Source organism: Rathayibacter sp. SW19 (genome assembly GCF_030866825.1).
Taxonomy (GTDB): Bacteria; Actinomycetota; Actinomycetes; order Actinomycetales; family Microbacteriaceae; genus Rathayibacter_A; species Rathayibacter_A soli.
In genome coordinates, this window is the sequence record NZ_CP133020.1 from 2,120,011 (window position 1) to 2,145,175 (window position 25,165).

Consider the following 25,165-nt stretch of genomic DNA (forward strand, 5'->3'; position numbering starts at 1 on the left):
GTTCAGAACAGCCTGGCGGCCTTCACCTCAGCTGGTGCTTCGAGATCGAGCAGAAATTGCTTGCGCTGCAAGCCGCCTGCGTATCCGGTGAGCTTGCCGTCCTTACCGACGACGCGGTGACAGGCGATGAAGATCGAGAGGGGATTGTGCCCCACCGCCTGCCCGACCTTCTGGGCCAGTGCCTTGTTTCCGAGTTCCTGTGCGATTTCGCCGTAGGTGACGGTCTGTCCGAAGGGAATCTCTCTGAGAATCGCCCAGACCTGCTCCTGGAACGGATCGCCAAAGGTGGCCATTGGAAAGTCGAAGCTGGTGCGGGTGCCGTCCAGATATTCGCACAATTGAACCGCGGCGCTCGCAAGGAGCGGATCGTCAGCGATTGTGGTCAGTGAGCCGAGGGTCTCTGCGGCGGGCAGATGCCGGTGCTGTGGAAAGTACAGCCCGGTGACGGCGTCATCCGCAGCACAGATCGTCAGCCGACCGATCGTCGTGTCGACTTCAGCATGGCGGTTGTGCATGCGCCCACTCTATGACCGGCGACCGCCGATCTCACCTCGTTGAGGCCGCGTGCATAGCTTGCTCCCAGTTTCCCAGAATGCGCAAAAAACGCGTCCGTAGCGTTGAGGTATGACCGCGATCAGCTCAGCCAATCAGGCGCAGACACTGCGCAGGAGGCGCCCGCCCGCCACCCGCGCGCGCGCCGTGATGTTGCGGCTGACGATCGTTGTCGGAACCTTCATCGTCTTGTTCATGTGGTGGGCAACCACCCCGGCGCCGCTGGCCGGCACGCCTGCGCAGGTGACGACGACGATCGGTGAGTTGAGCGGAATGCTCGGTGGCTATCTGGTGTGCGTTCAGGTGCTGCTGATTGCGCGCATCCCGTGGTTTGAAGCTGCCGTCGGATTGGACAGGCTCGTCGCCTGGCACAGAACGCTTGGCACGACGGTCGTGTTCTTGATCGTCACCCACGTCATCTTCATGGTGGTCGGCGGCATGTTCCTCGATAAGCAGCTGCCATGGTCAGAACTGATCACGATCCTGCAAAGCTACCCGGACATGCTCACCGCTCTGATCGGCACGATCGCCTTCCTCCTGATCGGCTTCAGCAGTGCCCGCGCTATTCGTGCACGGCTGTCCTACGAGGTCTGGTACTGGCTGCACGTGAGCGTGTACGCCGCAATCTTCCTCACCTTCCTGCACCAACTGAGCGCGGGAGTGCACTTCATCAACGATCCGGCGAACCGTGCGGCGTGGCTTCTGCTCTATCTCGCGACGGCGGCCGCCGTCCTGACCTGGCGCGTGGTGTTGCCGCTGCGAGTGGCGTGGCGCCACCGGTTGCGCGTGGAGCACGTCGTGGCGGAGAACGCAGGAACGACCAGCGTGTGGTTCAGCGGGCGCAACCTCGAAGAACTCGGAGTGCGTGCAGGCAACTTCATGTCATTCCGATTTCTGTCTTGGGGGCACCTGCTGACGGCGCATCCGTATTCGATCTCGCGCGTTCCGGATGGCCAGTATCTGCGGATCACCGTTGGTGCGCTCGGCAATCACTCTCGCGCGATCCGGCAACTTCGACCGGGAACGCTCGTCTTCGCCGAAGGCCCGTTCGGGCACTTCACAGCGGACCGCGCCACGCGGGCCCGCATTCTGTTGATCGCAGGCGGCTCCGGCATCGGGCCGATCCGCGCCCTCGCGGAGGATCTGGTGGCTCGGGGGCATCAGGTGGTGCTCCTCTATCGCGCACGATCGGGCGAACACCTGGCGCTGTGGGCCGAATTGAACGCTATTCCGAGTCTGGTTGTCATCCCCTTGGTCGGTCGCAGACAGGAGCTCGGATACGATCCGCTGTCGGCAGAGGTGCTCAGTCAGATCGTTCCAGACCTCCAGGCACGTGAAGTGTTCTTGTGCGGCCCAGAGGGAATGGCGCTGCAGGTCGTCGATTCACTCCACAAACTACGGTTGCCGTCGCGGGTCATCCATCGAGAAGAATTGAGCATGTCATGAACAAGAAGTGGCGAGGCACGGCGCTGTTCGCAACCATCCTGGTCACGATGGGGCTCACAATCGGGCTGAAACTGTACACCGGTTCCGGGGCGAATCTGGCGGCGGCGTCGAGCGCGGTCGGTGTGCCTGCCGCCGGCGCGGGCGCATCGAGTTCGCAGCCGACAGCATCCGCATCGCCGTCCGCGTCTGCCACGAGCGGTTCGTCATCGGGGTCCTCCTCAGGGTCTTCATCCTCGGGGTCGACTGCCGTCACCGGCACGGCGACGATCAACGGTGCCGTGGAACAAACGCCGTATGGGCCGGTGCAGGTGTCCGTCACGTTCTCAGGCACGAAGCTCACGGCGGTGACCGAATTACAGTCTCCAAACGATCGCGACCGCAGCGTCGAGATCAACGCGCAGGCCGCGCCGATTTTGGCCCAAGAAGTCTTGTCCAAGCAATCCGCCCAGATCGACTCCGTGTCCGGTGCGACCTACACGTCGCAGGGATATGCGGCGTCCGTGCAGGCGGCGATCGACAAGCGATGAGGCACATGCAGACCGTCATGGGCTTTCCCATCTCGGTCGACATCCGTGGCGAGGGCGACTTCACGGCCGCCGTCGGCTCCGCGTTCAACGCCTTGGCCGACGCAGACCGGCGATTCAGCAGGTACCGCCCCGACAGCGAGGTGAGCCGCGTCAATCGGGGGCGGTTGGTGCCGTCTGATTACAGCGACGACCTGCGCGAGGTGCTCGCGATCGGCGCATCAGTGCAGCGCAATTCGAACGGCGCGTTTGCGTTACGGGTGCCTGGTGGGGCCGGTCTCGACACGGACGGAGTGGTGAAAGGGTGGGCGGTTCAGCGTGCTGCCGACATCCTCGTGCGTGCGGGTGTGCGCGACTTCTGCATCAACGCGGGCGGCGACATCGTGGTGCGCGGCAATGCGGATGAGCACAGCGGATGGAACATCGGCGTTCGCTCGCCGTGGGACCCGATGACGATGATCGCCGTGTTCGCTCTTCACGATGAGGCGATCGCGACGTCAGGCGCATACGAGCGCGGCGAGCATATCGTCGACGGGCGCACCGGGCTCGCCGCGCATCCCGAACTGGCGAGCGTGTCGGTGATCGCGCCCACCTTGACGATCGCGGACGTCCTTGCAACGGCAGTTTTCGCGCTGGGGGCGCACGGCGTCGAGTGGGCGGCGCGCGAGTATGAGTGCAGTGTTTTCGCCGTGCGTTCCGATGGCAGCACGGTCACGGCCGGGCAACTGCCTCGGGAAGCCGCAGCCTGACGAGCGCACCAGAGGTCAAGCCGGTTGCGGCGCCGGTCGTCTGGGCGGTTGCCGCGTCGCTGAGCTCGACGGTTCCGCCATGGCGTGTCGCGATCTCGGCCACAAGCGCCAGCCCCAAGCCATAGTGGCGCGCAGCGCTCGCGTCGCCTGGGTCCTGCGCTGTGAGGCGTGCACGCGCGAAGCGCTCGAAGGCGCGATCGCGAATCTCCGCGGGGAAGCCCGGCCCGTCATCGGTCACTTCGATGACCACGTTGCCGGACTCACGCCGTAGGTCGACGACGATCGACGATCGGGCAAACTCGAGCGCGTTGTCGATCAGTGCGACGAATACGCGGCGTAGAGCGCCCGGCGACCCGACCACAACGGCGTGCGCGACCCCAGCGCGAGTGATCGTCACGCCCTTCGCGGTTGCCCGCTGCGCGAGACCTCGACAGACATCGTCAGCGATGTGGGCGAGTTCGACATCTTCTCGCGCTTCTGCTTCCCGTGGGTCCACGGCCGTCAGCAGGTCTTCGAGGATCTCGGTGAGCGCGCGGGCGTCTTGAACCAGTGCATCCGCGTCCTGTGCAGCCGTCGTTTCGCCCGGCAGCCGATTCAACTCGCGTTTCAGCAATTGCGCACGAGTGCTCAGAATAGTGACGGGCGTGCGGAGCTCGTGGCTTGCGTCTGCGACGAATCGCTTTTGCATCGCCAGCGCATCCGACAGCGGTCGCATCACCCGCCGGGAGAGCCATGCAGCGAGAACACTCACCAGCAGAACGGCGCCGACTCCGGCCACGAGAAATGCGACGGCCAAGCGCGCCATCTCCGCATCGTTGTCCTGTTTGCTGAACACCGCTTGCACGACGCGGTCGGGGCTGCGCTGAGTGCGCACGATGTAGGTCACACCGCCGACCGTCACGTCGGATTGCGTTGCGTCCGGTTGCCGCGGGTCGCCCGGTGGGCCGCTGGCGCGTTCCATCGCCTCACGATTCGGCAGTCCCGCGGGCATTCCAGGCGACACCGACAACGTGCCGTGATCGTCGATGGCCAACCAGACACCGGCCGGGGCATCGGCTACCGAGTCGACGTGCTGTGTCGCATCCTCCAGCAATCGACTGGCCGCTGCGCTCTGGTTGGCGCCGACGATGATGAAGACGGCTGCTGCGATCGCGGCGAGCAGCACCACAAGGAGCCCGCCGGTCTGTATGGCAAGACGATTGGACGCCCGCCGGATGTTGTCGGGTCGGCCCGGTCCGAGCGGCGATCGCTTCACCGAGCGGTCCCGAGCGCGTAGCCGAGGCCGTAGACGGTACGAATGACGTGACGCCCCAGTTTGCGGCGCAAATAGTGCACATAAGTGTCCACGACCCCGTCTTCTTCGGCGTTCGCGAAGACATACTCGCGCAGTTCGTCGCGACTGAACACCCGCTCGGGCCAGCGGGCGAGCTCTTCAAGCAATGCGCACTCGCGAGCTGACAGCGTGACCGTCGAATCGTCATCCAGATACACGATCCGGCGTTCGGAGTCGAGTTTGCCACCCGCGATGCCGAGCAGTTCGATTGTGCTGATCGCACGCCGGCGCACCGCTCGCAACCGAGCCAGCAGCTCGTCGATGTCGAATGGCTTGGACATGTAGTCTTCAGCGCCCGCGTCCAGGCCCTCAACCCGATCGGACGGATTGCCGAGAGCGGACAGCACAAGCGCCGGAGTTGCCACACCGTTACGGCGCAACGCTGCCAGCAGGTCGAGGCCGGTCACGACGGGAAGGCCACGGTCGATGATCATCACGTCGAACGATTCGGTCAGCCCCCTGTGCAACCCCTTCTGGCCATCAGGGGCATGCGCGACCTCATAGCCCTCCGAGGTGAGGAGGCGATCGAGCATGGTCGACAATTGACCGTCATCCTCGATGAGGAGCAATCGCGGCGACTCGGGCATAGTTCGCAGTATAGAGATCCTCGCTAGCAGGCAACCGCCGGTTGCGCGTGAGGTTCAACTCGGTTGGGCCGATGCCTGAAGGATCAGGCCGTTGCCGTCCGGGTCGTCGAATTGGATGAACCGGCCCCACGGGGCATCCTCAATGTCGCCCGCCGCAGTCACGCCTTTGTCTGCCAGGCGCTGGGCGTCGCCTTCGAGATCGTCCGTCTCCAATACGAGGCCCTTGAGGGAACCTGCAGGCATGGTCGGAAACCAGTTCACCAGGGTCATTGCGGTCGCGGCACCGGGCGGTGAGACCATCACCCAACGCATCTCGGGGCTCAGTTGGGTGTCCATGTTGAGTGTGAAGCCCAGCGCATCGACGTAGAAGTCGCGGGCACGATCCTGGTCGGTGACGGGAATGGAGAAAAGTTGCACCTTGCTGATTGCCATACCTCAGCTTCATTGTGGTGCTCCGCCAAGTCAATCCCCGAAAGGGGGAGGTGCCGGCCGAAACCGGCACGTGCTGCCTGAATCGAGATCGCGCAGATCGAGAGTTGAAGGATGGCGATAGCCTGGACGTGAAAGAGGAGGAGCCCATGCCTGCATTCGGCACGCCGTCGCACATCGATCTCTCGGTTTCCGATGTGGAGGCGAGCGCCAGCTGGTACGTCGACGTACTCGGGCTGCGACGTGTGCGCAGGGTCGATCTCGACAACCGCATCATGATCGTGCTCGTGCACCAGGCGACGGGGCTTGTGATCGGGCTGAACCAGCACACGGTGGTGCCGGTGCCGCGCTTCGATGACCGCAACGTGGGGCTGGATCACATTGGGTTCAGCGTCGCAGAACGCGCAGATTTGGATGCCTGGGAAACACAGCTGGCCGGGCTGAACGTGGTGCATTCCCCGGCAGAGGACACCGCGAACGGCGCTGCACTGGTGTTCCGCGATCCCGACAACATCCAGCTCGAGTTCTGGTGGTCGCGCCCGCGCTGAGTGCATGTCGGGGCTCGGTCGAGAAACTCGGTCGAGAGAATTCAGGGCTTGATCGTGCGAGGTCAGGGCTTGATCGCGAGAAAGATGAACGCCCCGAAGATCACCAAATGCACGAGGCCTTGCAGCCGAGTGGCACGACCGGGAACCACGGTCAATGTCGCGACGGCGACCGTCAGTATCAGGATCACCAACTGCACCGGTCCGAGGCCAAGCACCAGACGGCCCGGCAACCAGATGCTGGCAACAGCAATCGCAGGAATGGTCAGCCCGATGCTGGCCATCGCAGAGCCGAACGCCAGGTTCAAGCTGGTCTGAACTCGATTGCGAAGCGCGGCCCTCGACGCGGCGATGCCCTCCGGCAGGAGCACAAGCAGAGCGATGACGACTCCGACGAATGAGTTCTGGATGCCGGCGGATGCGACGCCCGCCTCGATCGCGGGTGAGATCGTCTTGGCCAGCCCAACAACCGCGACAAGCGAAACCAGCAGCATGCCGAGGGAGAGCAGCGCGGCTTTCACCGTGGGCGGTGTCGCGTGATCGTCTCCGTCGATGACTTTGCCGCCCTCTGTGACGGGCAAGAAGAACTCACGGTGGCGCCCCGTCTGCGTGTAGATAAAGCCGCCGTAAAGCACCAGGGCGGCGATCGCGACGAAGACCAACTGTGATGCCGAGAACTCCGGTTCGGCGACCGTCGTCGTGAACGTCGGCAAGACCAGGGTGAGCGTTGTCAACGTGGCGACGATTCCCAGTGCTGCACCCGTTCCCTCCGGGTTGAATCGCGGGATCCCATGGCGGATCGACCCGAGCAGCAAGGCAAGGCCGACGATTCCGTTGCAGGTGATGATGACCGCTGCGAAGACGGTATCGCGAGCGAGTGACTCCGTTCCCGGTTTGCCGGAGAGCATCAGTGTGATGATCAGCGCGACTTCGATGATCGTCACTGCCACTGCCAAAACGATCGAGCCGAAAGGCTCACCGACGCGATGCGCGACCACCTCGGCGTGATGAACGGCCATCAGCACGGCACCGATCAGAACGAGCCCCACCACCACAGTGAGTACGAGCGGCAGACTGCGCTGCCAGGTCACCAGCAAGACAATGAATGCGAGCACCGGCAGCGCGATCGTCCACGATCCGCGTAGCCGTGCGGCCATCTGAGGTCCCTTCCTCGCTGATCCAGAGTAACGTGAAGTCTTCGGCTTGCGCCGCGCTGTGGCGTGCACAGCCGTGAAATTTCTGTGATCGGATAATGAGGCGTTGGATGTGGTTTCGTCGTCGACGTGCGCCGCGCGTGCTGGTGCGGCCGTTCGACGAGGCGGCGCTGCCGAGGCCGGATCCGGTCAGCCTTGCGGATGCAGTTGACGAGGGGCTGCTGTTAGCCGAGTATGCGAGCCGGATGAGACTCAAGAACCGTATCGTGATCGGAGCGCTGACCGAGGACCTGCCGTACAGCACCCAACGGTACCGCGATGAGGCGCGTGAAGCGCTCGATGTGCTGGCGGCCGAGGCGGAGGATGTCGCAGAGCGCATCGCAGGGGAGCGGCGCTGGTCTGCGACGCTGGAAGGCGATGCGGAGCACGTGCACGACTATCGGGCGGCCGACCTGACCAATCTCGGCCGTCGCGAGGAACTCTCCGAGGTGATGGCGACGACCCTGCGAGAGCGAGCGGAAGACGAGACTTTTCTGCTGGGACTCATCGAGCGTGCCCGCGACGACGCCTGGGGTGACATTGCATCGTCAATCGAAGACACGCTCGAGCGCCGGCGGATCCCAGTCGATGCACGCTACCTGCGGGAGCGCGCTGGGCGCATCCGGCGATTCGTCTCGGAGGATCTTGCACAATTGGCGACCCGGCAGCGGGAATGAATCGTCACCCTCGGCGTTAACTTGAGTGAAAGGCACTCAAGTTTAACAGGAGGTCTGATGCCTACATACTTCGGCCCGGTGGGATCCGGAGCCGGCTCGTTCGACGAGTTTCTTGCCCGGTACCTGCAAGGGCAGCGGGCAGCCCAGTCAGGACGAGCGATCGACATCACCCGGCTGCTGAGCAAACGCACGCACGCGGTGATCAATCAGGCGGCGCGATTCGCCCTCGAGCACGGTCATTCCGATGTCGATGCCCTGCACATTCTGCGCGTGCTGATCGGCGAATCGTCGATCAGCGACGTGATCAAGCGCGTCGGTGTCGACCCGGCATCGATTGTGGCCGCGATCGACCAGCGCCTGCCCGCGCCGGCAGGCGAGGCGGCGGACGCAACGCCGGCGCTGACACACTCTGCGCAGCGCGCGCTGCTCGACGCGCATCAGGTCGCACGAGCGTTCGGTTCGACGTACATCGACCCGGAACACCTGTTCTTCGCATTCGTTGTGAATCAGGAGGCTCCCGCCGGTCAGCTGCTGAGTGCGGCAGGCGTCACGCCGCAGGCGCTGCAACAAAGTGCCAGTGAGTCGGAAGCTGGCGGCGCGACCGCAACAGGGCAGCCAGGTGCGACCGGCCTGCCGGCGGCATCCGGAACCTCACAAACGCCGATGCTCGACACGTACGGCACCGATCTGACGGCACTGGCCAAGAGCGGCGCCTTGGATCCCGTGATCGGCCGGGCCGACGAGATCGAACAGACGATCGAGATTCTGTCGCGGCGCACCAAGAACAACCCGGTGTTGATCGGCGAAGCGGGAGTCGGTAAGACGGCAATCGTCGACGGCCTGGCACAGGCGATCGTCGCCGGCGAGGTGCCGGAGCAGTTGCGCGACAAGCGAGTTGTCGCCCTCGACCTTCCGGGGATGCTGGCCGGAACGCGTTTCCGAGGCGATTTCGAAGAGCGGCTGACCAAGACGATGGACGAGATCAGCGCGAACAAGGGCACGCTCATCGTGTTCCTCGACGAGTTGCACACCGTCGTCGGCGCGGGCGGCTCCGGCGAGGGCGGTACCGATGCCGGAAATATCCTGAAGCCGCGCCTGGCGCGTGGCGAACTCCACGTCATCGGTGCGACGACGCTCAAGGAGTATCGCAAAGTCGAGAAGGACCCTGCGCTGGAGCGCCGTTTCCAGCCCGTACACGTCGGCGAGCCGAGCACGGAGGATGCCGTGCGGATTCTTGCCGGTCTGCAGGGTGCGTATGAGCTTCACCACGGCGTGCACTACACGGATGAGGCGATTCGCGCCGCGGTCGAGCTATCCGCCCGCTACATCCCGGATCGCTTCCTGCCGGACAAGGCGATCGACCTGATCGACCAGGCGGGTGCGCGGCTGCGACTGAAGCTGGGCAACCAAACGGACCTCAAGGCGCTGCACGAGCAGCTCGCCGAACTAGACGAGCGCAAGGCTGCGGCGGTTACCGCCGAGAATTACGAGGAGGCGACCGCATTGCGCGACGAGTTGGAGCCGCTGCGCGCCCGGATCGCCGAGGCGGAGTCTGCGGATAGCAAAGCTGCCGGCTCGACGGTGGTAGACGAGCCCGAGATCGCCGAGATCATCGCCCGCGCGACCGGCATTCCCGCAGCGCGGTTGACCGAAGGCGACCGTGAACGCCTCGGTCACCTCGAGGCCGATTTGCACAAGCGGGTCATCGGGCAGGATGATGCGGTGACGCGGGTGGCCAAGGCGGTGCGCCGCAACCGCACCGGCATGGGAGACGCAAAACGCCCGGTCGGCAGCTTCCTGTTCCTCGGCCCGACCGGGGTCGGCAAGACCGAGTTGGCGAAGGCGCTTGCCGAATCGCTGTTCGGTTCCGATACCGCCATGTTGCGTTTCGATATGAGCGAATTCAGTGAGCGGCACACGGTCTCCCGACTGGTCGGCGCCCCTCCCGGGTACGTCGGCTACGACGAAGCCGGGCAACTGACCGAACGCGTACGTCGCAGCCCGTATTCGGTGATCCTGCTCGACGAAATCGAGAAGGCCCATCCGGATGTCTTCAACCTGCTTCTGCAGGTGTTGGACGACGGCCGGCTGACCGACGGCCAGGGCCGCACCGTCGACTTCCGCAACACGGTGGTCATCATGACCTCGAACCTGGGCTCGGAGTTTCTGGCCAGCAAGAGCGGCGCCCTCGGTTTCGTCGCAGACAGCGACGGTTCCGGCAACGGTTATGGCTCTGCGAAGGCATTGAACGACCGGGTGATGGGCAAACTGCGCGAGTCGATGCGGCCAGAGTTCCTCAACAGGATCGATGAGATCGTGGTGTTCAGCAAACTCGAGCCCGGCCAACTGCGCGACATCGTGCGGCTGCTCCTGGCTCAGACCGAAGCGCGTTTGAGTGCGCAGCAGATCGGTTTCACGGTCGGCGAAGACGCGATCGACTGGATCGCAGAACACGGCTACGAACCCGAATACGGCGCGCGTCCGCTCCGGCGGCTGATCCAGCGCGAACTCGATGACCGGATCGCTGACCTGCTGGTGGCATCCGAGCTGCGAGGCGGTGGCCAAGTCGTCGTGAGCGTAGCCGATGACGGATTGCGGGTAGACGGGCGTCGCAGCGACGGGTGACGCGAGGCGACTACGCGCGTGGTCCTTCACGCAAGTAGGCGAGTTGAGCTCGAACGGATGCCTCGGCGGCGAATCGCACCGAGGCATCCGTTTCTGCATACACGAGGTCGGTGACGGCCTCGGCTGTGGCACCCGATCCGAGCTTCTCGAGCGCAGCGCGGAGCTGGTCGAGCCGTTCCTCGCGGTGGGCGCGGTAGGTGTCGCAGATCGCCACAAGGTCCGGCAGCGTCGGACCGTGCGCGGGCAGTACGAGCGCGGGGCCGATCGCGCGCAACACGGACAATGAGTGCAGGTAGTCGCCTAGGGTGCCGTCTGGGGAGTCGATAATCGTCGTTCCGGACCCGAGAATCGTGTCGCCGGTGAGAACAGCGCCCATCGCACCATCGTCAGGCAACTGGAAGCAGACCGAATCCGAGGTGTGTCCCGGAGTCCAGATCATGCGGATGCGGGTGCCCGCGGAGAACAGCTCCTCACGGTCCGCAAGCGGTTCGGCGCCGATGCAGAGCGCGCGATCGAACGCACGCACCGGGGCGCCGGTGACGGCCGCGAATCGTTCTCTTGACTCGGTGTGGTCCGCGTGACGGTGAGTGAGGAGGACGAGCTCGACCCGGCCGGCCGACGCCAAGACTGCGAGGTGGCCTTCGTCCAGCGGCCCGGGGTCGACCACAACGACGCTGTCGGCGTCTGGTGCGGCGATGAGGTACGAGTTCGTGCCCGTCAGCGTCATCGGGCCAGGGTTCGGTGCACGAACTCGACGGGTCAGCGCGCTGGTTCGTTCGCCGATCTGCTGCCCGTCGGTGGCGTGTTCATGCATGCCTGAAGCCTAATCCGCGCTGCTGTCGGTGTGAGACTGGTAGTGCACGCGACTCTCGACCCTCGATAAGCAGCTGGAAGGCATACCCATGACGCACAACGCCGATGCCGGCGCCGGCACCGTGCAGGTGCACCGCGTGGCGGCCACTGCGGTGCTGTTGCGAGACACCGATCGCGGCCCCGAAGTGCTCATGCTCGAGCGGCCGAGCGATCGCGGCTCGTTCGCTGGCGCATGGGTTTTCCCCGGAGGAAGCGTGGACGCCGCGGACGGCCTGCCAGGAGCCCCGGGTGCGCAGGCTGCACCCGGTGAAGAGGAGGCCGCGCGTCGAGCGGCTGTGCGTGAGGTTTACGAAGAATCGGCCCTTGAACTGCAGGAGGGTTCGCTCGCACTCGTCTCCTGCTGGACGCCGCCCGCGGCCGTCCCGCGGCGATTTCGCACATGGTTCTACTACGCTTCGGCGCCGGAGGGCGAGATAGCGCTTTCGCCTGCTGAGAGCGTCGGCTACCGATGGATCCATCCAGCGTCAGCCCTGCAGCTGCACAAGGAGGAACACCTGCAGTTGGTGGCACCAACCTGGGTGACGTTGCATTCACTTATCGATGCCGCGTCCGTCGACGAGGTACTCGCCGGCGCCCGGGGTGCGGTTCCGCAGGAATACGCGACGCACCTCTACACGCCGGAACAGGGTCGCATTCTGCTGTGGCAAGGGGATGTGGCGTACAACGATGAGGATTTGTTCGACTCTGTAGGCCCGCGTCACCGGTTGGACACGCGCGGGCGGCCGTGGGTCTATGAACACAGTCGGAATTGACGAACCCGTCTCTTCGAATGCGCCGCCGTGCTCTATTGCTTGTCTTGCAGCACCGGCAGCAGCCGGATGCGGCGGGCCTGTCCGTCTTCTTTCATTTCGACGATGTCACTGCGCGAGGTCACGAAGTCGGAGAACGAGCGGAAGCCGAGCGCCTTCTCGTTGAATGACGGGTCCATCCGCTTCATCTGCGTCTTCACGGTCGAACTGTGCAACCATTCTGCGTCGTCTTTCGCGTGCCCGAGCCGCAGCGCACGTTCGAGCAGCCCGGTTGCCACTTCCTGAGGATCTTCAGCCTCGGCATCTGCGTCGTCCTCCGGTACCGGCTCCGCCGAGGCGGGGGTCGTGTTCTTGCCCTTCGTCCCTTTCGCCGACTTCGCACTCGGGGGTTGCGTTGCGGTTGTGGCCGCTGCCTTCTTTGTCGCCGCCGCCTTTTTGGCGGCCGCAGCACGCTGCACGGCGTCGCCGATGCCGGGCAAGGCGTCGTAGTCGGCAAAATCATCGCATGCCGCCGCGAGCAGCCTGCTCGTCGACCCGGCTACGCCGATGCCGACCACGAAGCGTCCCAGTCGCTTGCAGCGCTGGGCGAGAGCGATGTAATCCGAGTCGCCGGCCACGATGACGACGTGGGTCAGGTCAGGCAATCGGAAAAGATCCTCAACGACATCGACGGCCAGGCGGATGTCAGCACCATTCTTCATCCACGGCGTTGTCGGGAACAGTTGGGTCAGATCCACCGCCCGCGCGAGCAGCTGTCTGCTGTAGCCTGCGTTGACCGGAACGGACCAGTCCGCATAGGCCCTGCTGACCACGATCGTGCCGAACGATGACGCGAAGTCCAGCACAGCACCGAGTTCAACGGTGGCTTCCGATGCCCGCTCCTGAAACAGGCTTTCTCTGCCATCTTCGCTGTCGGCGTGGTCGCGCTCTCGTGCTTTGTCGACGTGAAACTGCCCCTTGCCGAACAACTGGTTGTAGCGCGAGATGACAATGTTGTCGAAGTCGATGTAGACCGCAACTCGTGATTCGACCGTCTCGGTCATCTGCATCCCGTTTCCTGAGGCGGTTTGTGGGCGCCCTCGTCCTCAGTGTGGCCGGGTCGGCGAGCCGTGGCAACTAGGCGGTGGCAACCTGGCGGTGGCAACCGCAACGCGCCGCACGCCGCAAGCTGTTCCGCGCGGGTCGGCAGATGGCTAAGTTGTACTGCATGGCAAGCGAAGCAACGATGCTCACCGTCGGCGGACCGCACGGCGAACGCGAGGTGCGACTCTCCAGCCCGGGTCGAGTGATCTGGCCCCAGGCGGGGATCACCAAGCTCGACCTCGCGAACTACTTCATCGCGGTCGGCGACGCGTTCGTTGCCGCGAACGGCGACCGGCCGGTCTCCCTGCAGCGATTCCCCGGCGGTATCGACGGTGAACAGTTCTTCTCGAAGAACCCACCGAAGGGAGCGCCGGACTACGTGCGCTCTGTGCCGGTGGTCTACCCGAGCGGGCGCACGCATCCGCAATTGGTCATCGACGAGGTCGCCGTGGCCGTCTGGGCGGTGCAGATGAACACGGTGGTCTTCCATCCGTGGCCCTCGCGAGCAGAAGACTCCGACAATCCGGATCAGCTGCGCATCGACCTTGACCCGCAGCCGGGCACCGATTTCGGCGACGCGATCCTGGTAGCGCACCGGTTGCGGGCGTTGCTTGCCGAGGTCGGTCTGACCGCGTTCGTGAAGACGTCGGGCAATCGCGGTCTGCATGTGTTCGCGTCGATCCGGCCGGTGCGTGAGTTCCTCGACGTGCGGCACGCGGTGATCTCGGCGGCTCGCGAATTAGAGAGGCGGATGCCCGACCAGGTCACGACCGCCTGGTGGAAGGAGGAACGCGGATCGCGGATCTTCCTCGACTACAACCAGGCCAACCGCGACCGCACAATGGCCGGCGCGTACAGTCCGCGGGCACTGGCACACGCGCCCGTCTCCTGCCCGTTGAACTGGGATGAGCTTTCGGATGCCGATCCGACCCGCTTCACGATCGCGACCGTGCCAGACCGCCTACGAGCGCTGGGGGACCCCTGGGCGGACATCCAGGCTCAGCCGGGCGGGATCGACGAACTGCTCGCGTGGTGGGAGAGGGATCTCGCCGCCGGTCTGGGCGAACTGCCATTCCCGCCCGACTTTCCGAAGATGCCTGGAGAGCCGCCGCGCGTGCAGCCCAGCAGGGCGCGCAAAGCAGAGTGACCGCCGGCAGGTGCCCGTCAACCGAGTGCCCGTCGGCCGAGTGCCCGTCAGCCTCGCGTCGTCGGGCCGAGCACTCGGCTGAGGTCATACGCGATCGGGCGATCGAGTTGTTCGAACGTGCACGAGCGCGCTTCGCGGTCGGGGCGCCAGCGTTCGAATTGCGCGGTGTGCCGAAACCGCATGCCCTCCATCTGGTCGTAGCGCACCTCGGCGACCAGGGTCGGCTCGAGCCGAATGAACGAGACATCTTTTCCGGACGAGAACCGGTTGCGCTCGCCCTCGCCCGTCACCACGTCGCCGGACTCATCCCGCAGCACCAGCGGCGCGAGTTCGTCGATCAACTCGAGTCGACGCGCGTTCGTGAATGCGGATGCCCCTCCCACGCTGCGCAGTTCTCCGTCTGCGTCGTACAACCCGAGCAGGAGAGAGCCGACCCCGTTGCCGCTGGCGTGAACGCGATAGCCGGTGATGACGACATCCGCCGTTCTGTGGTGTTTGATCTTGAGCATCACGCGCTTGCCCGGGGAATACGCTGCAGCCAACGGTTTGGCGACCACGCCGTCCAGACCGGCGCCCTCGAATTCAACGAGCCAACGGCGGGCGAGAACGACATCGGCAGTGGTCTGCGAAAGCCGGATCGGGTCGCCAAGTGGCGCGATCAGTGTTTCCAGCGCCGCCCGGCGATCGCCGAAAGGTCGGTCGAGGTAGCTGGTCTCGCCGTCGGCGAGCAGGTCGAATGCCACGAACATTGCGGGCGTCTCGAGCGACAGCGTGCGGACGCGGCTCGCCGCCGGGTGGATGCGTTGCGACAGCGCCTCCCAGTCGAGTCGCTCGGCTCCGGGCTTGCCTTGGCGGAGCACGATTTCTCCGTCGAGAACGCACGGGCCGGGCAGCAGTCGGGTGAACGCATCCGTCAATTCAGGAAAGTACCGGGTTAGCGGTTTGGAACCGCGACTGCCGATTTCGCACGATTCGCCGTCGAAGAACACGATGCCGCGAAATCCGTCCCATTTCGGCTCATAGCTCAAGCCGCCCGCGACGCTGTCCGGCGCGGGCACGGCGTCGACCGCCTTCGCCAGCATCGGCGAAACGGGCGGTACGACCGGAAACATGACCGAGGGTTGCATGACTCGATCTTTCCGCACGGGCAGAGTCCGCGCTAGTGAGCATTGGCGGCATCGCGCCAGTCAACGAGCGCGCGCACCTGCCCGAGGTCGATTTCCGGTCCTTTCAGCCCGATCGTGAACAGTCGCACGCCGAGAGAGTGTTGTGCTTCGAGTCGCGTTCGGTCGCCGATGCCGCCGCCGTGGTGAGGGGGCAGCTCCGTCGAGAGCTCAATGTCGTCGATATTGCGCCCGACCGTGGTGCACCAATCGCGCAACACACCCAGCTTGTGTGCGAGCGTGTCGACGTTGGAGAAACTGTGCCAGATATCGGCGTGCTCTGCGACGATACGCAGCGTCTTCTTCTCGCCGCCCCCGCCGATCAGCACGGGAATCGAACGGGTCGGCGGTGGGTTCAGGGCCGTCCAGCGCGCCTTGATGCGCGGCAGCGCATCGCTCAATGAATCCAGGCGTCGTCCCGCGGTGCCGAATTCATAGCCGTACTCGGTGTAATCGCGTTCGAACCAACCGGCACCGATACCGAAGACGAGGCGGCCCGCTTCGCCCCCATGACGGCTGATGTGGTCGACTGTGCGCGCCATGTCCGCGAGCAAGTCGGGATTGCGATACGAGTTGCAGGTGACAAGAGGTCCGAACTGGACCGTGCGGGTCTGCTCCGCCCACGCGGCCAGCATGCTCCAGCCCTCGAAGTGCAGGCCATCCGGGTCGCCGGAAAGGGGAAAGAAATGATCCCAGTTGAAGACGACGTCGATGCCGATGTCTTCGAGTTCTGCGACGGTGTCGCGGATGGCCGGATAACTCATGTGCTGCGGTGCGATCTGCACCCCGATGCGAACGTTCCGTTCAGGCACGCCGTGCTCCTCGAAAGTCGGTCTACTGGTGGGTCGTGTGTTCGATGCTCATCACCAGGATGACACGGTCTGCCTTATCGGCGGGTGCCGGCGTGTCGGGGTCACCGTAGCGACGGCCGAGCCGCACGTAGAACGCGCCTTCGGGATCAGGGATGACCTCGGTCAGGGTGCCGCGCAGTTCCAGGTAGTGCACCGGATGCTGCGGATCCATGATCGCGAGACTCATCGACGGATTGTGCTGCAAGTTGCGGAACTTCGCCCGCTTCGTCGTGTGTGTGAAACGCACGTGCTCACCATCGAACTCGAACCACATCGGATTCACCTGCACGGTGTCGTCGGGACGAATAGTGCCCAGGCAGCCGAAAACCGGTTGGTCGAGCAGGTAACGAAAGGCGGTGGGGATCGTTGCTGTCATAACTCCAGTCTGCCGCGCCGCGCACCGTTCGAAGACCGCCGACGTGAATTCGACAAGGAGGTCCTCTGAGGAGCAGATGATCGATAGCTGAGGGTCGTTGGTGAATGCCGTCGAGGGAGCGCCACGCGGCGTAGGCTCGCAGTAGGTGTCGCCTTGAGGAGGCTTCCAGATGAGTCGTGTTTTGTTGCGCTGGCTGCCTGCAGTGGTGGTTCCGGTGCTGATCGCCGGCGGAACTCTGGCAGCCAATGCGGTGGCCGATGTCACTCTGCCGGCGAAGACACCCGAACAGGTGGTGGCGCTGATTGCCGGCAACTCTGTCAACGCGTTCTCCGGCACCGTGCAGCAGAGTTCTGATCTTGGCCTGCCCGAGCTGCCGACAACGGGGCCGGCGGCCGGTGCAGCCGGATCCATGGGGGCCTCAAGTACGGATGCCGCGGCCGCGTCCGCGCTCGAGCTGTTGACCGGCTCACACACGCTCAGGGTTTACGCGGACGGCCCCACCAAGGAGCGTGTCCAAGTGATGGACACCCTCGCTGAACGGGATCTGGTGCGCAGCGGTAGCGATCTGTGGCTGTACGACTCGCAGAAGGCGACGGCAACGCACGTGACGTTGCCGAGCGCATCCGCCCCCCAGCCGGATGCCACAATGCAGACCCCCGCCCAGCTCGCGCAGAAATTGCTCGCCAACCTCACCCCGAGTACGGCGGTCACGCTCGGGGCCAATACGAACGTGGCCGGCCATGACGCTTACGATCTCGTGCTGACTCCGCGAACGTCCGGCACCCTCGTCGGCTCGGTCTCCATCGCCGTGGATGCCCAGAACGGCTTCCCGTTGAGCGTGGCTGTGACGGCGCGTGGTGCGCAGGCACTGGCGTTCAGCGTCGCGTTCTCGGATCTGAACTACCAGGCGCCGTCTGCAGACTTGTTCTCCTTCTCGCCGCCGGCAGGAACCACTGTGAAGCAGCACGTCCTGCCGACGAAGTCGCAGCCGCAGAAGAGTGCGCCGAGCCCGGGCACGACCGAGAAGCGGGTCGTCACCGGCAGCGACTGGTCGACCGTCGTGCAGGTGCCAGCAGGCGCAGTGCCCGCGAACGTGTTCGACATGCCACTGCTGAACCAGCTCACGACCTCCGTCGCGGGGGGCCGCGTTCTCAGCACGACGCTTGTGAACGTGCTGCTGACCACGGACGGACGCGTGTTCGTCGGGTCCGTCCCGGTGGCGGCGCTGCAGGCCGCGGCCGCCGGTTAGTGCAGGGCCGAGCGCCGGACGCCGAACTGGCGATCCGCACCCGAAGTTTGAGCAAGCAGTTCGGTCGTCGCGTCGCCGTCGATCACGTCGACCTGGCCGTGCCACGCGGTGCCGTGTTCGGCTTCCTCGGGCCCAACGGCTCCGGCAAGACGACCACCATCCGGATGCTGCTGGGACTCGCCAGCGCCTCGAGCGGCGAACTGGAGGTACTCGGGCAGGCAATGCCGGAATCGCTCGCCGACGTGCTACCGCGCGTCGGCGCGCTCGTGGAAGGCGCGGCGTTCTATCCGTTCCTGTCCGGCACCGCGAACCTGCACCGCTTCGACTCGGCCGATCGGCACGCGTCCATAGCCACGCGCAGCGCTCGAGTCGCTCGGGCGCTCGATCGGGTCGGGCTCAGCCATGCGGCGGGCAAAAAGGTGCACGCCTACTCGCTCGGCATGAAGCAGCGTCTCGGCATCGCCCAGGCGCTGCTGTCGCCACGCGAACTGCTCGTGCTCGACGAGCCGACCAACGGGCTCGACCCTCAGGGCACCCGCGAGGTGCGCAATCTCGTGCAGTCGCTCGCCGACGACGGCACCACGGTTTTCGTCTCCAGTCATCTGCTCAGCGAAATCGAACAGATGTGCACGCACGCTGCCGTCCTCAGCACGGGCAAATTGGTCGCGCAGGGCACGATCGACGATTTACGCCGTTCCGGTCGTGCGCGCGTGCGAGTGCAGACCCCCGATCAGGAATTGGCGGCACGCATTCTCGTTGGATTAGGTCTCGGCTGTGAGCACGTGCCTGCGGGGGAGCGGGCAGGGGAGTGGGTTGAAGCCGAGCTTACGGACGCGGCCGATGCGGAAGCTGCCGATGCGGATGCTGCACGCGCGGAGGTTGCAGGTGCGGCGTCGCCGGCGGCCGAGGAGATCGTCGCGGCTCTCGTGAACGGCGGAGTGCGTGTGCGCGGGTTCGCCGTCGAGAGGGCAAGCCTTGAAGATCGGTTCGTCGAACTGACCGGTGAGGGGTTCGACGTTGCAGGCTGAAATCGCGACGGTCAAACTCGGGTCGAATGCCGGTTGGTCGCTGATGGCATCCGAGTTGAGTGTGCTGTTCCGGCGCTGGCGCACCTGGGCGATGCTCGGGGCGCTTGCCGCGGTGCCGATTCTGATTGCGATCGCAGTGCGCCTGACGACGCATGAGCCGCCGGCGGGGCGCGGCCCTCAGTTCTTGAGCCAGATCACGCACAACGGATTCTTCGTCGGGCTGACCGGCCTGCTCGTGTGCATCCCGCTGTTTCTGCCGCTGACGGTCGGCGTGGTTGCAGGCGACACCATCGCGGGCGAAGCGAGCCATGGCACCTTGCGGTACCTCCTGATCGCACCGGCCGGTCGCATCCGCCTACTGATCGTGAAATACGTCGGCGCCGCCGTATTCTGTATCGCGGGCACTCTTGTCGTCGTCGCCGCCGGACTCGCGATCGGTGCCGCTCTGTTCCCCATCGGGCCCGTGTCGCTGCTGTCCGGCAGTACGGTCAGCTTCGGCGAAGCGAGTCTTCGGCTGCTTCTGATCGGCGCGTTCGTCGTCGTTTCGCTGCTGGGGTTGTGCGCGATCGGCCTGTTCATCTCGACCATGACGGATGTCCCCGTCGGTGCGATGGCCGCGACCGTGGTCCTCGCGGTCATGTCGCAGGTGCTGGATTCGGTTCCGCAACTCGCCTGGCTCGGACCCTGGTTATTCAGCCATTACTGGCTATCCTTCGCGGATCTGCTCCGTCAGCCGATCTCGTGGGGCACGTTCGGAGATAACGCCATGCTGCAACTGGGCTACATCGCGGTCTGTGGGGCGCTCGCCTATGGGCGATTCGCGTCGAAAGACATCCTGTCGTAGGTCGGCGGGTCGGCACCCCGCTGGTGACTCCGTGCATCTTCGACGCTCACACACGCGTCAGATAGGCGGCCTGGGTTCGCGAAGTCGTGCCCGTCTTGCGGAGGATGTTAGAAACGTGCACGCTGGCAGTCTTCACCGAGATATAGAGCCGTTCTGCGATCTCTCTGTTGCTGAGTCCTTCACTCAGGAGTTCAAGCACCTGTTGCTCGCGCTCGGTGAGCGTGACTTTAGCGACACCAACACGTGCCAGCGCAGCACCGCTCAACCCGGCCCGCGCGAGTAGCTCGTCGATGTGCTGCACGATCAGGCCGCAGCCGATCTCCTCTGCGCGCTCCCGGGCTGCGGTCGCTTGGGTGTGTGCGCCCTGCCGATCGCCGCGGCCGAGCAGCGCCCGAGCGAGCCGGAACATCGCATAGGGCAACAATTGTGCCGGGGCGACAGGCTGCTGTGCGGCGGAAACGGCCTTCTGCCACAGCTCCGGTTCGTCGCCCGCGTGTGCGTTTCCGCCGAGTTCGGCAGCTGCGAGCGCTGCATAGACGGGGAAGGTCGGCCACCAGGCGAAACACTCAAGGATTCGGCGGAGCTCGTCGCTGGCATTCTGCGGTGCGTTGCCACTCGCGGGCAATGCCGCCAGCGCACGCGCCGCAACGGCGAGGAGGGGTACGTCGTAAGCCGCGAAGCTGCGCCGATCCGGCTCGAGAACGGCCGACACTTCACGCCACGCCAGTGCGGCGTCGCCCCGTTCCAACGCAATCTCGGCGGCGATGCCGGCGAGTTGGCGGTCTGATGCTGCGTCGATTCTTCGTTGCCTGTCCAACCCGGCCCGCCAGCGGTGCAGCAGCTGGTCGGCCGTGCCCGGGTCGCCACCCCACAGTGTCATCTGGAGCGCGAGTCGTTGGAGTGGTGCGCTGAAGCCGATCGGCGGGTCCAATTCGAGTGCGTTGTCGAGGAGCTCTCGTGCTCGTGCGTAACTGCCGAGGGCATACAACGGTGCAATGACGTTGCACGCGAGAATGGCGCCGGACGTGCGCTCGACGCCGCGTCGGCGGGCGACCGCCACGCCTTCCTCTGCAACACGCACCGCATCGTCGAACCGGCCGAGCGTGTTCAGCGCATCCGATTGGTTCACCCAGAAGCGTATGCGTGCGGTGTCCATCGCAGTTGCCGCCACTTCCCCGGCGAGTGCCAAGTCTGTGAGTCCTTCGGTGATATGCCCGCTTGACAGTCTGGAGAACCCGCGGATGTTCGCCGCAATCGATGTGCGGGTGGGGGAGTCGACGGCACGCGCTTCCACGTATGCTCGATCGGCAGTTTCAATCGCCTCATCGAATCGCGCCGCGAGCATCAAGCGTGCCGCCAGTTCACCGAGCACATTGGCTCGCAGAACGGTGGGCGATTCGCCCTCGAGCAGTGCCAGTGCTTCACGCAACAGTTCAATTGATCCTGTTCGGCCGAGGTTGGCGAGGAAGGAAGCCTTGTTGCGCAGCATTGCCGCGTGCTGTTCGGCATTCATTACGCTCGTGTCGGCCAGCGCCTCGTCGATCAGGGCGAGCGCCCGTTCGCTCTCGCCTGCGTTGCGCAGGATGTACGCCGTCTCAGACAGCAGCGTCACCCGGTTGCGTCCGGCGAGTTCAGCAGCATCGGGAACACTGTCCCACAGTTCGATCGCCCGCTCACCCATGCGCGCCGCGCGCTCGGTGGCATAGCTGCCTTGCGCCTGTTCCATGGCTGTCAGCGACGCCGTGAAGGCGTTGCGCAGGTTGTGAGCGGCCATCCAGTGGTAAGCGATCTGACCGGCATCGACGGATGCGCTCGGCTCGCTCTCGTTTGCCGCGTTCTCGCTCAGGGCTTGCGCGTAGCGTGTGTGGACGCGAGCGCGCTCCCCGGGCAACAGCTGCGTATGGATCGCTTCGCGCATGAGTGCGTGCCGAAATGCGTATCCCGTGTCGTCGACGACGAGGATGTCCGCGCTGACGGCCTTGCGTGCGGCGTCGTCGATGTCGAACTCGTCTTCGCTTGTGACGCGCAGAAAGAGTTCATGTTCCACTCGCTGCCCGCCGGCGGCGATGACTCGCAGAAGCCGTTGTGTCGAGTCGTCCAGTGTGTCGTAGCGGGCGAGCAGGATGCCGCGGAGAGTTCCGGGAAACGCTGCTCGATCGAAGCTGCGCCCGGCACTGATTTTCCCGGCTCCGTTCGGGCCGGCGCCGTTTTGACCGGCATCGTTTTGACCAGCATCGTTTTGGCAGGCACAGACGAGTTCTTCTACGAAGAACGGCACGCCGTCCGAGCGTTCGTACACGGTGTCGATCTCAGCGCGGGTGACGGGCTCGTCCCAGGCGGCAAGCGCCATCCGCTTCACCTGGGTGCGGGTTAGCCGAGCGAGGTCGATGCGAACGACGCGTGGGCTTCGCTCGAGTTCAGGAAGCCAGAGGCGCAAAGCGTGTCCGGGTGCCAATTCGTCTGTACGGAAGGTCAAGACGATCAGCAGGCCGCGCGTGTCGACGACTTTCAGCAGGAACCGCAGGACGCCGAGGGTCGCTCGATCCGCCCAGTGCAGGTCTTCGACGACAAGCACGAGCGGGTTGGTCTGCGCGGCACTTTCCAGCACCGCTGCGATGGCGGCGTACAGTCGGCCGCGGCCGTCGCTGGTCGAGTCTTCCGGGGGTACGTCACTCGACGAATCTGCGTCGAGTTCTGGCAGCAATGCTCGCAGTGCCGAGCGGGTGGGGCCGGCCGCTTCCAGAAACGCGTCGGTGCCTTCCTCTTGCAGATGCTGCCGCAGCATCGCGATCAGCGGCGCGTAGGGGGGCGCGTCCCGGTCGAAATCGACGCACTGCCCGCGCACGACGACGGTGCGGGGTGGAAGTTGGGCGAGAAACTCTGCGACCAGGCGTGTCTTGCCGATGCCCGCCTCGCCCGCGATCAGAAGGGTACGCATCGAATCGGTTATGGCGTCCGCGAAGGTCTGGTGCGCTGATTGCAGGTCGCGGTCGCGCCCGACCAGGGGAGAATCCAGAAGTGCGGAGACCATGCTCGTTATCATCTCACTGACCGGTGACAGGCAGGGATGTGATAGGTACTGTCAACGACGGCGCTGATAGCGTGCGGCTTGGATGCTGTGCTCAAACCGCTGAAAGTAGACGATGACCGGTAGACAGTGAGGGGTAGACCGTGAGGAGCAGACGATGACGGTGTGGGTGTGCGCGGCGTGCGGTGTCGAGCATCCGGAGTTGGCGCGGCGACCTGCAGGTTCTGCGTGACGTGTTGTTACGCACTGTCGGTGGGCACTTTCCGGGCAGCGCTGTCGCGCTGTGGCCTGCCGGGGCCGAGGGGCGGGGAGTGCTCCTGACAGGAGACAGCATCTTTCCGAACCCGAACGGCACATCGGTGTCGTTCTTGCGGAGCTACCCGAACATGCTGCCGCTGTCGGCCGCGGTCGTCGAACGCGTCGCGCGCGCGAGCCTGGAGCTGCCGTTCGATCGCCTCTACGGCAATTTCGGCGGTGTCGTGGATGCGGATGCGCATGACGTGATCCGTCGTTCTGCACGCCGGTACGCGGCCTGGGTTCGCGGTGATTTCGATCAGCTGACCTGATTTGTTGCCGCAAATCCTCACCGAATGTTGATGGGCCCGAAAACTCCCGTTAATCTGGCGGCGTCAGACTGGTGACACAGCGCGATTCGGGAGGTTCACGGATGTCTCTTCACACGCAATTACGCACAGTCGCCGGGCAGCGACCAGCTCAGCGTCACGCCGCGCCACCCGCCGCCCCGACACTTCAGCGGGGCTCGATTCGGCTGGTTCCGATTTCCGGGTCGGAATGGCGAATCAGCGACGCGACGATCCCGTTCGGCGAGGCCGGCAGCGTGCTCGGTTTCGCCGAGCGCATCGACGGGACGAGCTTCGACGTGCTCAAGCTCGGCCACGGGCATGGCATCACCCGGATGACCGCCGGGTCGCTCGACGACATTCTCGCCTATTTCTCGTCAGTTGCCTGATCCCTGCCGCCGCCGCATGGCAGCCGCACACAGGGGTCATCGCCAGCCGGCGCCGGGTGCGACATCCTTCACGATCGACTCCAGGACGCGGGCGTTGAAATCCACCCCGAGTTGATTGGGCACGGTGACCAGAATGGTGTCCGCGGCTTGCACCGCGGCATCCGCTGCGAGTTCCGCTGCCAGCTCATCAGGTTCGCCGATGAAGCTGCGCCCGAACCGCGCCAACCCGCCGTCGAGATAACCGACCTGATCGTGGGCGTCGGCCTGCGCGCGCAGACCGAAGTAGTGGTTGGTCTCGTCGTCAATGAGGGGCAGGATGCTGCGACTCACCGAAACACGGGGCTCGCGTTCGTGACCCGCCTGCTTCCACGCATCGCGGAACATCGCGATCTGCTCGGCCTGAAGTTGGTCGAACGGCACGCCGGTGTCCTCAGTCAGGAGGGTCGAACTCATCAGGTTCATGCCCTGCTCAGCCGTCCATACGGCAGTCGCGCGGCTGCCTGCGCCCCACCAAATGCGCTCAGGAAGTCCCAGGGATCGCGGTTCGATCGCGAGCGGCCGACTGACCCCTGTCATCTGCGGATCGGACATCGCGACTCCGGCGCCCGAGATGGCCGAGCGGAAGAGTTCCGCGTGACGTCTTGCCATGTCGGCATCGCTCTCACCGTCCGCGGGAACGTGGCCGAACGACTCGTAGCCGGCGAGGGCAGGCTCAGGGGAGCCTCGGCTGATGCCCAATTGCAGGCGGCCGCCAGAGATGAGATCCGCGGCTGCGGCGTCCTCCGCCATGTAGAACGGGTTCTCGTAGCGCATGTCGATCACGGCCGTGCCGATTTCGATGGTGCTGGTTCGCGCACCGATCGCGGCCAGCAGCGCGAATGGTGACGCCAGCTGCGGTGCGAAGTGGTGCACGCGGAAGAACGCGCCGTCTGCTCCCACTTCCTCGGCGGCGACCGCAAGGTCAATGCCCTGCAGCAGCGAATCGGAAGCGGTGGGCGTTCGAGAACCGGGCACCGATTGCCAGTGGCCGAACGAGAGAAAACCGATGCTCTTCACAGTGGGTGCAGCAGTTCAGGTGCGTCGGATATTCCCTCGCGCATTCCTCCCCGACCTGACAGGCTGGACTGGTGGCGCTGTGAGATGG

At 64.9% G+C, this 25,165-nt stretch carries 25 protein-coding genes; 13 read left to right on the forward strand and 12 right to left on the reverse strand.

Annotated elements, in window-relative coordinates:
• Positions 1-2: 2 nt before the first annotated feature.
• Complete coding sequence (locus QU604_RS09715) at positions 3-515, reverse strand: methylated-DNA--[protein]-cysteine S-methyltransferase (protein ID WP_308468603.1); 513 nt, start codon at positions 513-515, stop codon at positions 3-5.
• Positions 516-624: 109 nt separating this feature from the next.
• Here QU604_RS09715 and QU604_RS09720 point away from each other — a divergent pair, with 109 nt between their 5' ends.
• The 3 genes from QU604_RS09720 to QU604_RS09730 are packed head-to-tail and all read left to right on the forward strand — an operon-like array spanning position 625 to position 3,271.
• Positions 625-1,998, forward strand: coding sequence for a ferredoxin reductase family protein (locus tag QU604_RS09720; protein WP_308468604.1), 1,374 nt, complete (start codon positions 625-627; stop codon positions 1,996-1,998).
• A complete protein-coding gene (locus QU604_RS09725; RefSeq protein WP_308468605.1) occupies positions 1,995-2,525 on the forward strand; it encodes an FMN-binding protein in 531 nt (176 codons plus the stop codon). The genes QU604_RS09720 and QU604_RS09725 overlap by 4 nt, the downstream gene beginning before the upstream one ends.
• A 5-nt stretch (positions 2,526-2,530) precedes the next feature.
• Entirely contained in the window at positions 2,531-3,271 is a 741-nt protein-coding gene (locus QU604_RS09730) for an FAD:protein FMN transferase (RefSeq protein WP_308468606.1), read from the forward strand.
• Here QU604_RS09730 and QU604_RS09735 read toward each other — a convergent pair.
• The 3 genes from QU604_RS09735 to QU604_RS09745 are packed head-to-tail and all read right to left on the reverse strand — an operon-like array spanning position 3,234 to position 5,623.
• Positions 3,234-4,526: a sensor histidine kinase gene (locus QU604_RS09735; RefSeq protein WP_308468607.1), complete on the reverse strand. Its 1,293-nt coding sequence runs from the start codon at positions 4,524-4,526 to the stop codon at positions 3,234-3,236. The genes QU604_RS09730 and QU604_RS09735 overlap by 38 nt on opposite strands.
• Entirely contained in the window at positions 4,523-5,191 is a 669-nt protein-coding gene (locus QU604_RS09740; protein WP_308468608.1) for a response regulator transcription factor, read from the reverse strand. The genes QU604_RS09735 and QU604_RS09740 overlap by 4 nt, the downstream gene beginning before the upstream one ends.
• 54 nt (positions 5,192-5,245) lie before the next feature.
• A complete protein-coding gene (locus QU604_RS09745; protein ID WP_308468609.1) occupies positions 5,246-5,623 on the reverse strand; it encodes a VOC family protein in 378 nt (125 codons plus the stop codon).
• A 146-nt stretch (positions 5,624-5,769) separates the two neighbouring features.
• Between QU604_RS09745 and QU604_RS09750 the strand changes: the two genes are divergently transcribed.
• A complete protein-coding gene (locus tag QU604_RS09750; protein WP_308468610.1) occupies positions 5,770-6,168 on the forward strand; it encodes a VOC family protein in 399 nt (132 codons plus the stop codon).
• A gap of 62 nt (positions 6,169-6,230) precedes the next feature.
• Here QU604_RS09750 and QU604_RS09755 read toward each other — a convergent pair whose 3' ends face one another.
• The gene (locus tag QU604_RS09755) at positions 6,231-7,322 is read right to left on the reverse strand and encodes a calcium:cation antiporter (RefSeq protein ID WP_308468611.1); all 1,092 of its coding nucleotides are present in this window, start codon (positions 7,320-7,322) and stop codon (positions 6,231-6,233) included.
• Positions 7,323-7,429: 107 nt separating this feature from the next.
• Here QU604_RS09755 and QU604_RS09760 point away from each other — a divergent pair, with 107 nt between their 5' ends.
• On the forward strand, positions 7,430-8,035 hold the full coding sequence (locus tag QU604_RS09760) for a hypothetical protein (protein WP_308468612.1): 606 nt from the start codon (positions 7,430-7,432) through the stop codon (positions 8,033-8,035).
• Positions 8,036-8,092: 57 nt separating this feature from the next.
• A complete protein-coding gene (locus QU604_RS09765; RefSeq protein ID WP_308468613.1) occupies positions 8,093-10,660 on the forward strand; it encodes an ATP-dependent Clp protease ATP-binding subunit in 2,568 nt (855 codons plus the stop codon).
• 10 nt (positions 10,661-10,670) lie between these two features.
• Here QU604_RS09765 and QU604_RS09770 read toward each other — a convergent pair whose 3' ends face one another.
• Positions 10,671-11,474, reverse strand: coding sequence for an MBL fold metallo-hydrolase (locus QU604_RS09770; RefSeq protein ID WP_308468614.1), 804 nt, complete (start codon positions 11,472-11,474; stop codon positions 10,671-10,673).
• Positions 11,475-11,562: 88 nt separating this feature from the next.
• On the opposite strand from QU604_RS09770, the gene QU604_RS09775 reads away from it, so the two are divergent.
• The gene (locus tag QU604_RS09775; RefSeq protein ID WP_308468615.1) at positions 11,563-12,285 is read left to right on the forward strand and encodes an NUDIX hydrolase; all 723 of its coding nucleotides are present in this window, start codon (positions 11,563-11,565) and stop codon (positions 12,283-12,285) included.
• Between the two features lie 32 nt (positions 12,286-12,317).
• Here the strand turns inward: QU604_RS09775 and QU604_RS09780 are convergent, their stop codons facing one another.
• A complete protein-coding gene (locus QU604_RS09780) occupies positions 12,318-13,325 on the reverse strand; it encodes an NYN domain-containing protein (protein ID WP_308468889.1) in 1,008 nt (335 codons plus the stop codon).
• Positions 13,326-13,489: 164 nt separating this feature from the next.
• Between QU604_RS09780 and ligD the strand changes: the two genes are divergently transcribed.
• Positions 13,490-14,512, forward strand: a complete 1,023-nt coding sequence (gene ligD / locus QU604_RS09785) for a non-homologous end-joining DNA ligase (protein ID WP_308468616.1) — start codon at positions 13,490-13,492, stop codon at positions 14,510-14,512.
• A 47-nt stretch (positions 14,513-14,559) separates the two neighbouring features.
• Here ligD and QU604_RS09790 read toward each other — a convergent pair whose 3' ends face one another.
• From QU604_RS09790 to QU604_RS09800, 3 genes are read right to left on the reverse strand one after another with little or no spacing between them, the layout of a single operon-like run.
• A complete protein-coding gene (locus QU604_RS09790; RefSeq protein WP_308468617.1) occupies positions 14,560-15,639 on the reverse strand; it encodes an ATP-dependent DNA ligase in 1,080 nt (359 codons plus the stop codon).
• A 32-nt stretch (positions 15,640-15,671) separates the two neighbouring features.
• The gene (locus QU604_RS09795) at positions 15,672-16,487 is read right to left on the reverse strand and encodes an LLM class F420-dependent oxidoreductase (RefSeq protein WP_308468618.1); all 816 of its coding nucleotides are present in this window, start codon (positions 16,485-16,487) and stop codon (positions 15,672-15,674) included.
• Between the two features lie 22 nt (positions 16,488-16,509).
• Positions 16,510-16,902 carry a PPOX class F420-dependent oxidoreductase gene (locus QU604_RS09800; protein WP_308468619.1) on the reverse strand — a complete coding sequence of 131 codons (393 nt, stop codon included), beginning with the start codon at positions 16,900-16,902 and terminating at the stop codon, positions 16,510-16,512.
• A gap of 169 nt (positions 16,903-17,071) precedes the next feature.
• Between QU604_RS09800 and QU604_RS09805 the strand changes: the two genes are divergently transcribed.
• From QU604_RS09805 to QU604_RS09815, 3 genes are read left to right on the forward strand one after another with little or no spacing between them, the layout of a single operon-like run.
• Positions 17,072-18,151, forward strand: coding sequence for a LolA family protein (locus QU604_RS09805; protein WP_308468620.1), 1,080 nt, complete (start codon positions 17,072-17,074; stop codon positions 18,149-18,151).
• Positions 18,151-19,179, forward strand: a complete 1,029-nt coding sequence (locus QU604_RS09810; protein ID WP_409350014.1) for an ABC transporter ATP-binding protein — start codon at positions 18,151-18,153, stop codon at positions 19,177-19,179. The genes QU604_RS09805 and QU604_RS09810 overlap by 1 nt, the downstream gene beginning before the upstream one ends.
• Before the next feature lie 43 nt (positions 19,180-19,222).
• The gene (locus QU604_RS09815) at positions 19,223-20,023 is read left to right on the forward strand and encodes an ABC transporter permease (RefSeq protein WP_308468890.1); all 801 of its coding nucleotides are present in this window, start codon (positions 19,223-19,225) and stop codon (positions 20,021-20,023) included.
• Between the two features lie 46 nt (positions 20,024-20,069).
• On the opposite strand, the gene QU604_RS09820 is transcribed toward QU604_RS09815, so the two are convergent.
• Positions 20,070-23,054, reverse strand: coding sequence for a helix-turn-helix transcriptional regulator (locus QU604_RS09820; protein ID WP_308468622.1), 2,985 nt, complete (start codon positions 23,052-23,054; stop codon positions 20,070-20,072).
• 182 nt (positions 23,055-23,236) lie between these two features.
• On the opposite strand from QU604_RS09820, the gene QU604_RS09825 reads away from it, so the two are divergent.
• Positions 23,237-23,617 carry an MBL fold metallo-hydrolase gene (locus tag QU604_RS09825; RefSeq protein ID WP_308468623.1) on the forward strand — a complete coding sequence of 127 codons (381 nt, stop codon included), beginning with the start codon at positions 23,237-23,239 and terminating at the stop codon, positions 23,615-23,617.
• A 101-nt stretch (positions 23,618-23,718) separates the two neighbouring features.
• A complete protein-coding gene (locus tag QU604_RS09830) occupies positions 23,719-24,021 on the forward strand; it encodes a hypothetical protein (RefSeq protein WP_308468624.1) in 303 nt (100 codons plus the stop codon).
• Positions 24,022-24,057: 36 nt separating this feature from the next.
• On the opposite strand, the gene QU604_RS09835 is transcribed toward QU604_RS09830, so the two are convergent.
• Positions 24,058-25,077 (reverse strand): LLM class flavin-dependent oxidoreductase, encoded by a 1,020-nt coding sequence (locus tag QU604_RS09835; protein ID WP_308468625.1) that lies wholly within the window; start codon positions 25,075-25,077, stop codon positions 24,058-24,060.
• Between the last annotated feature and the right edge of the window lie 88 nt (positions 25,078-25,165).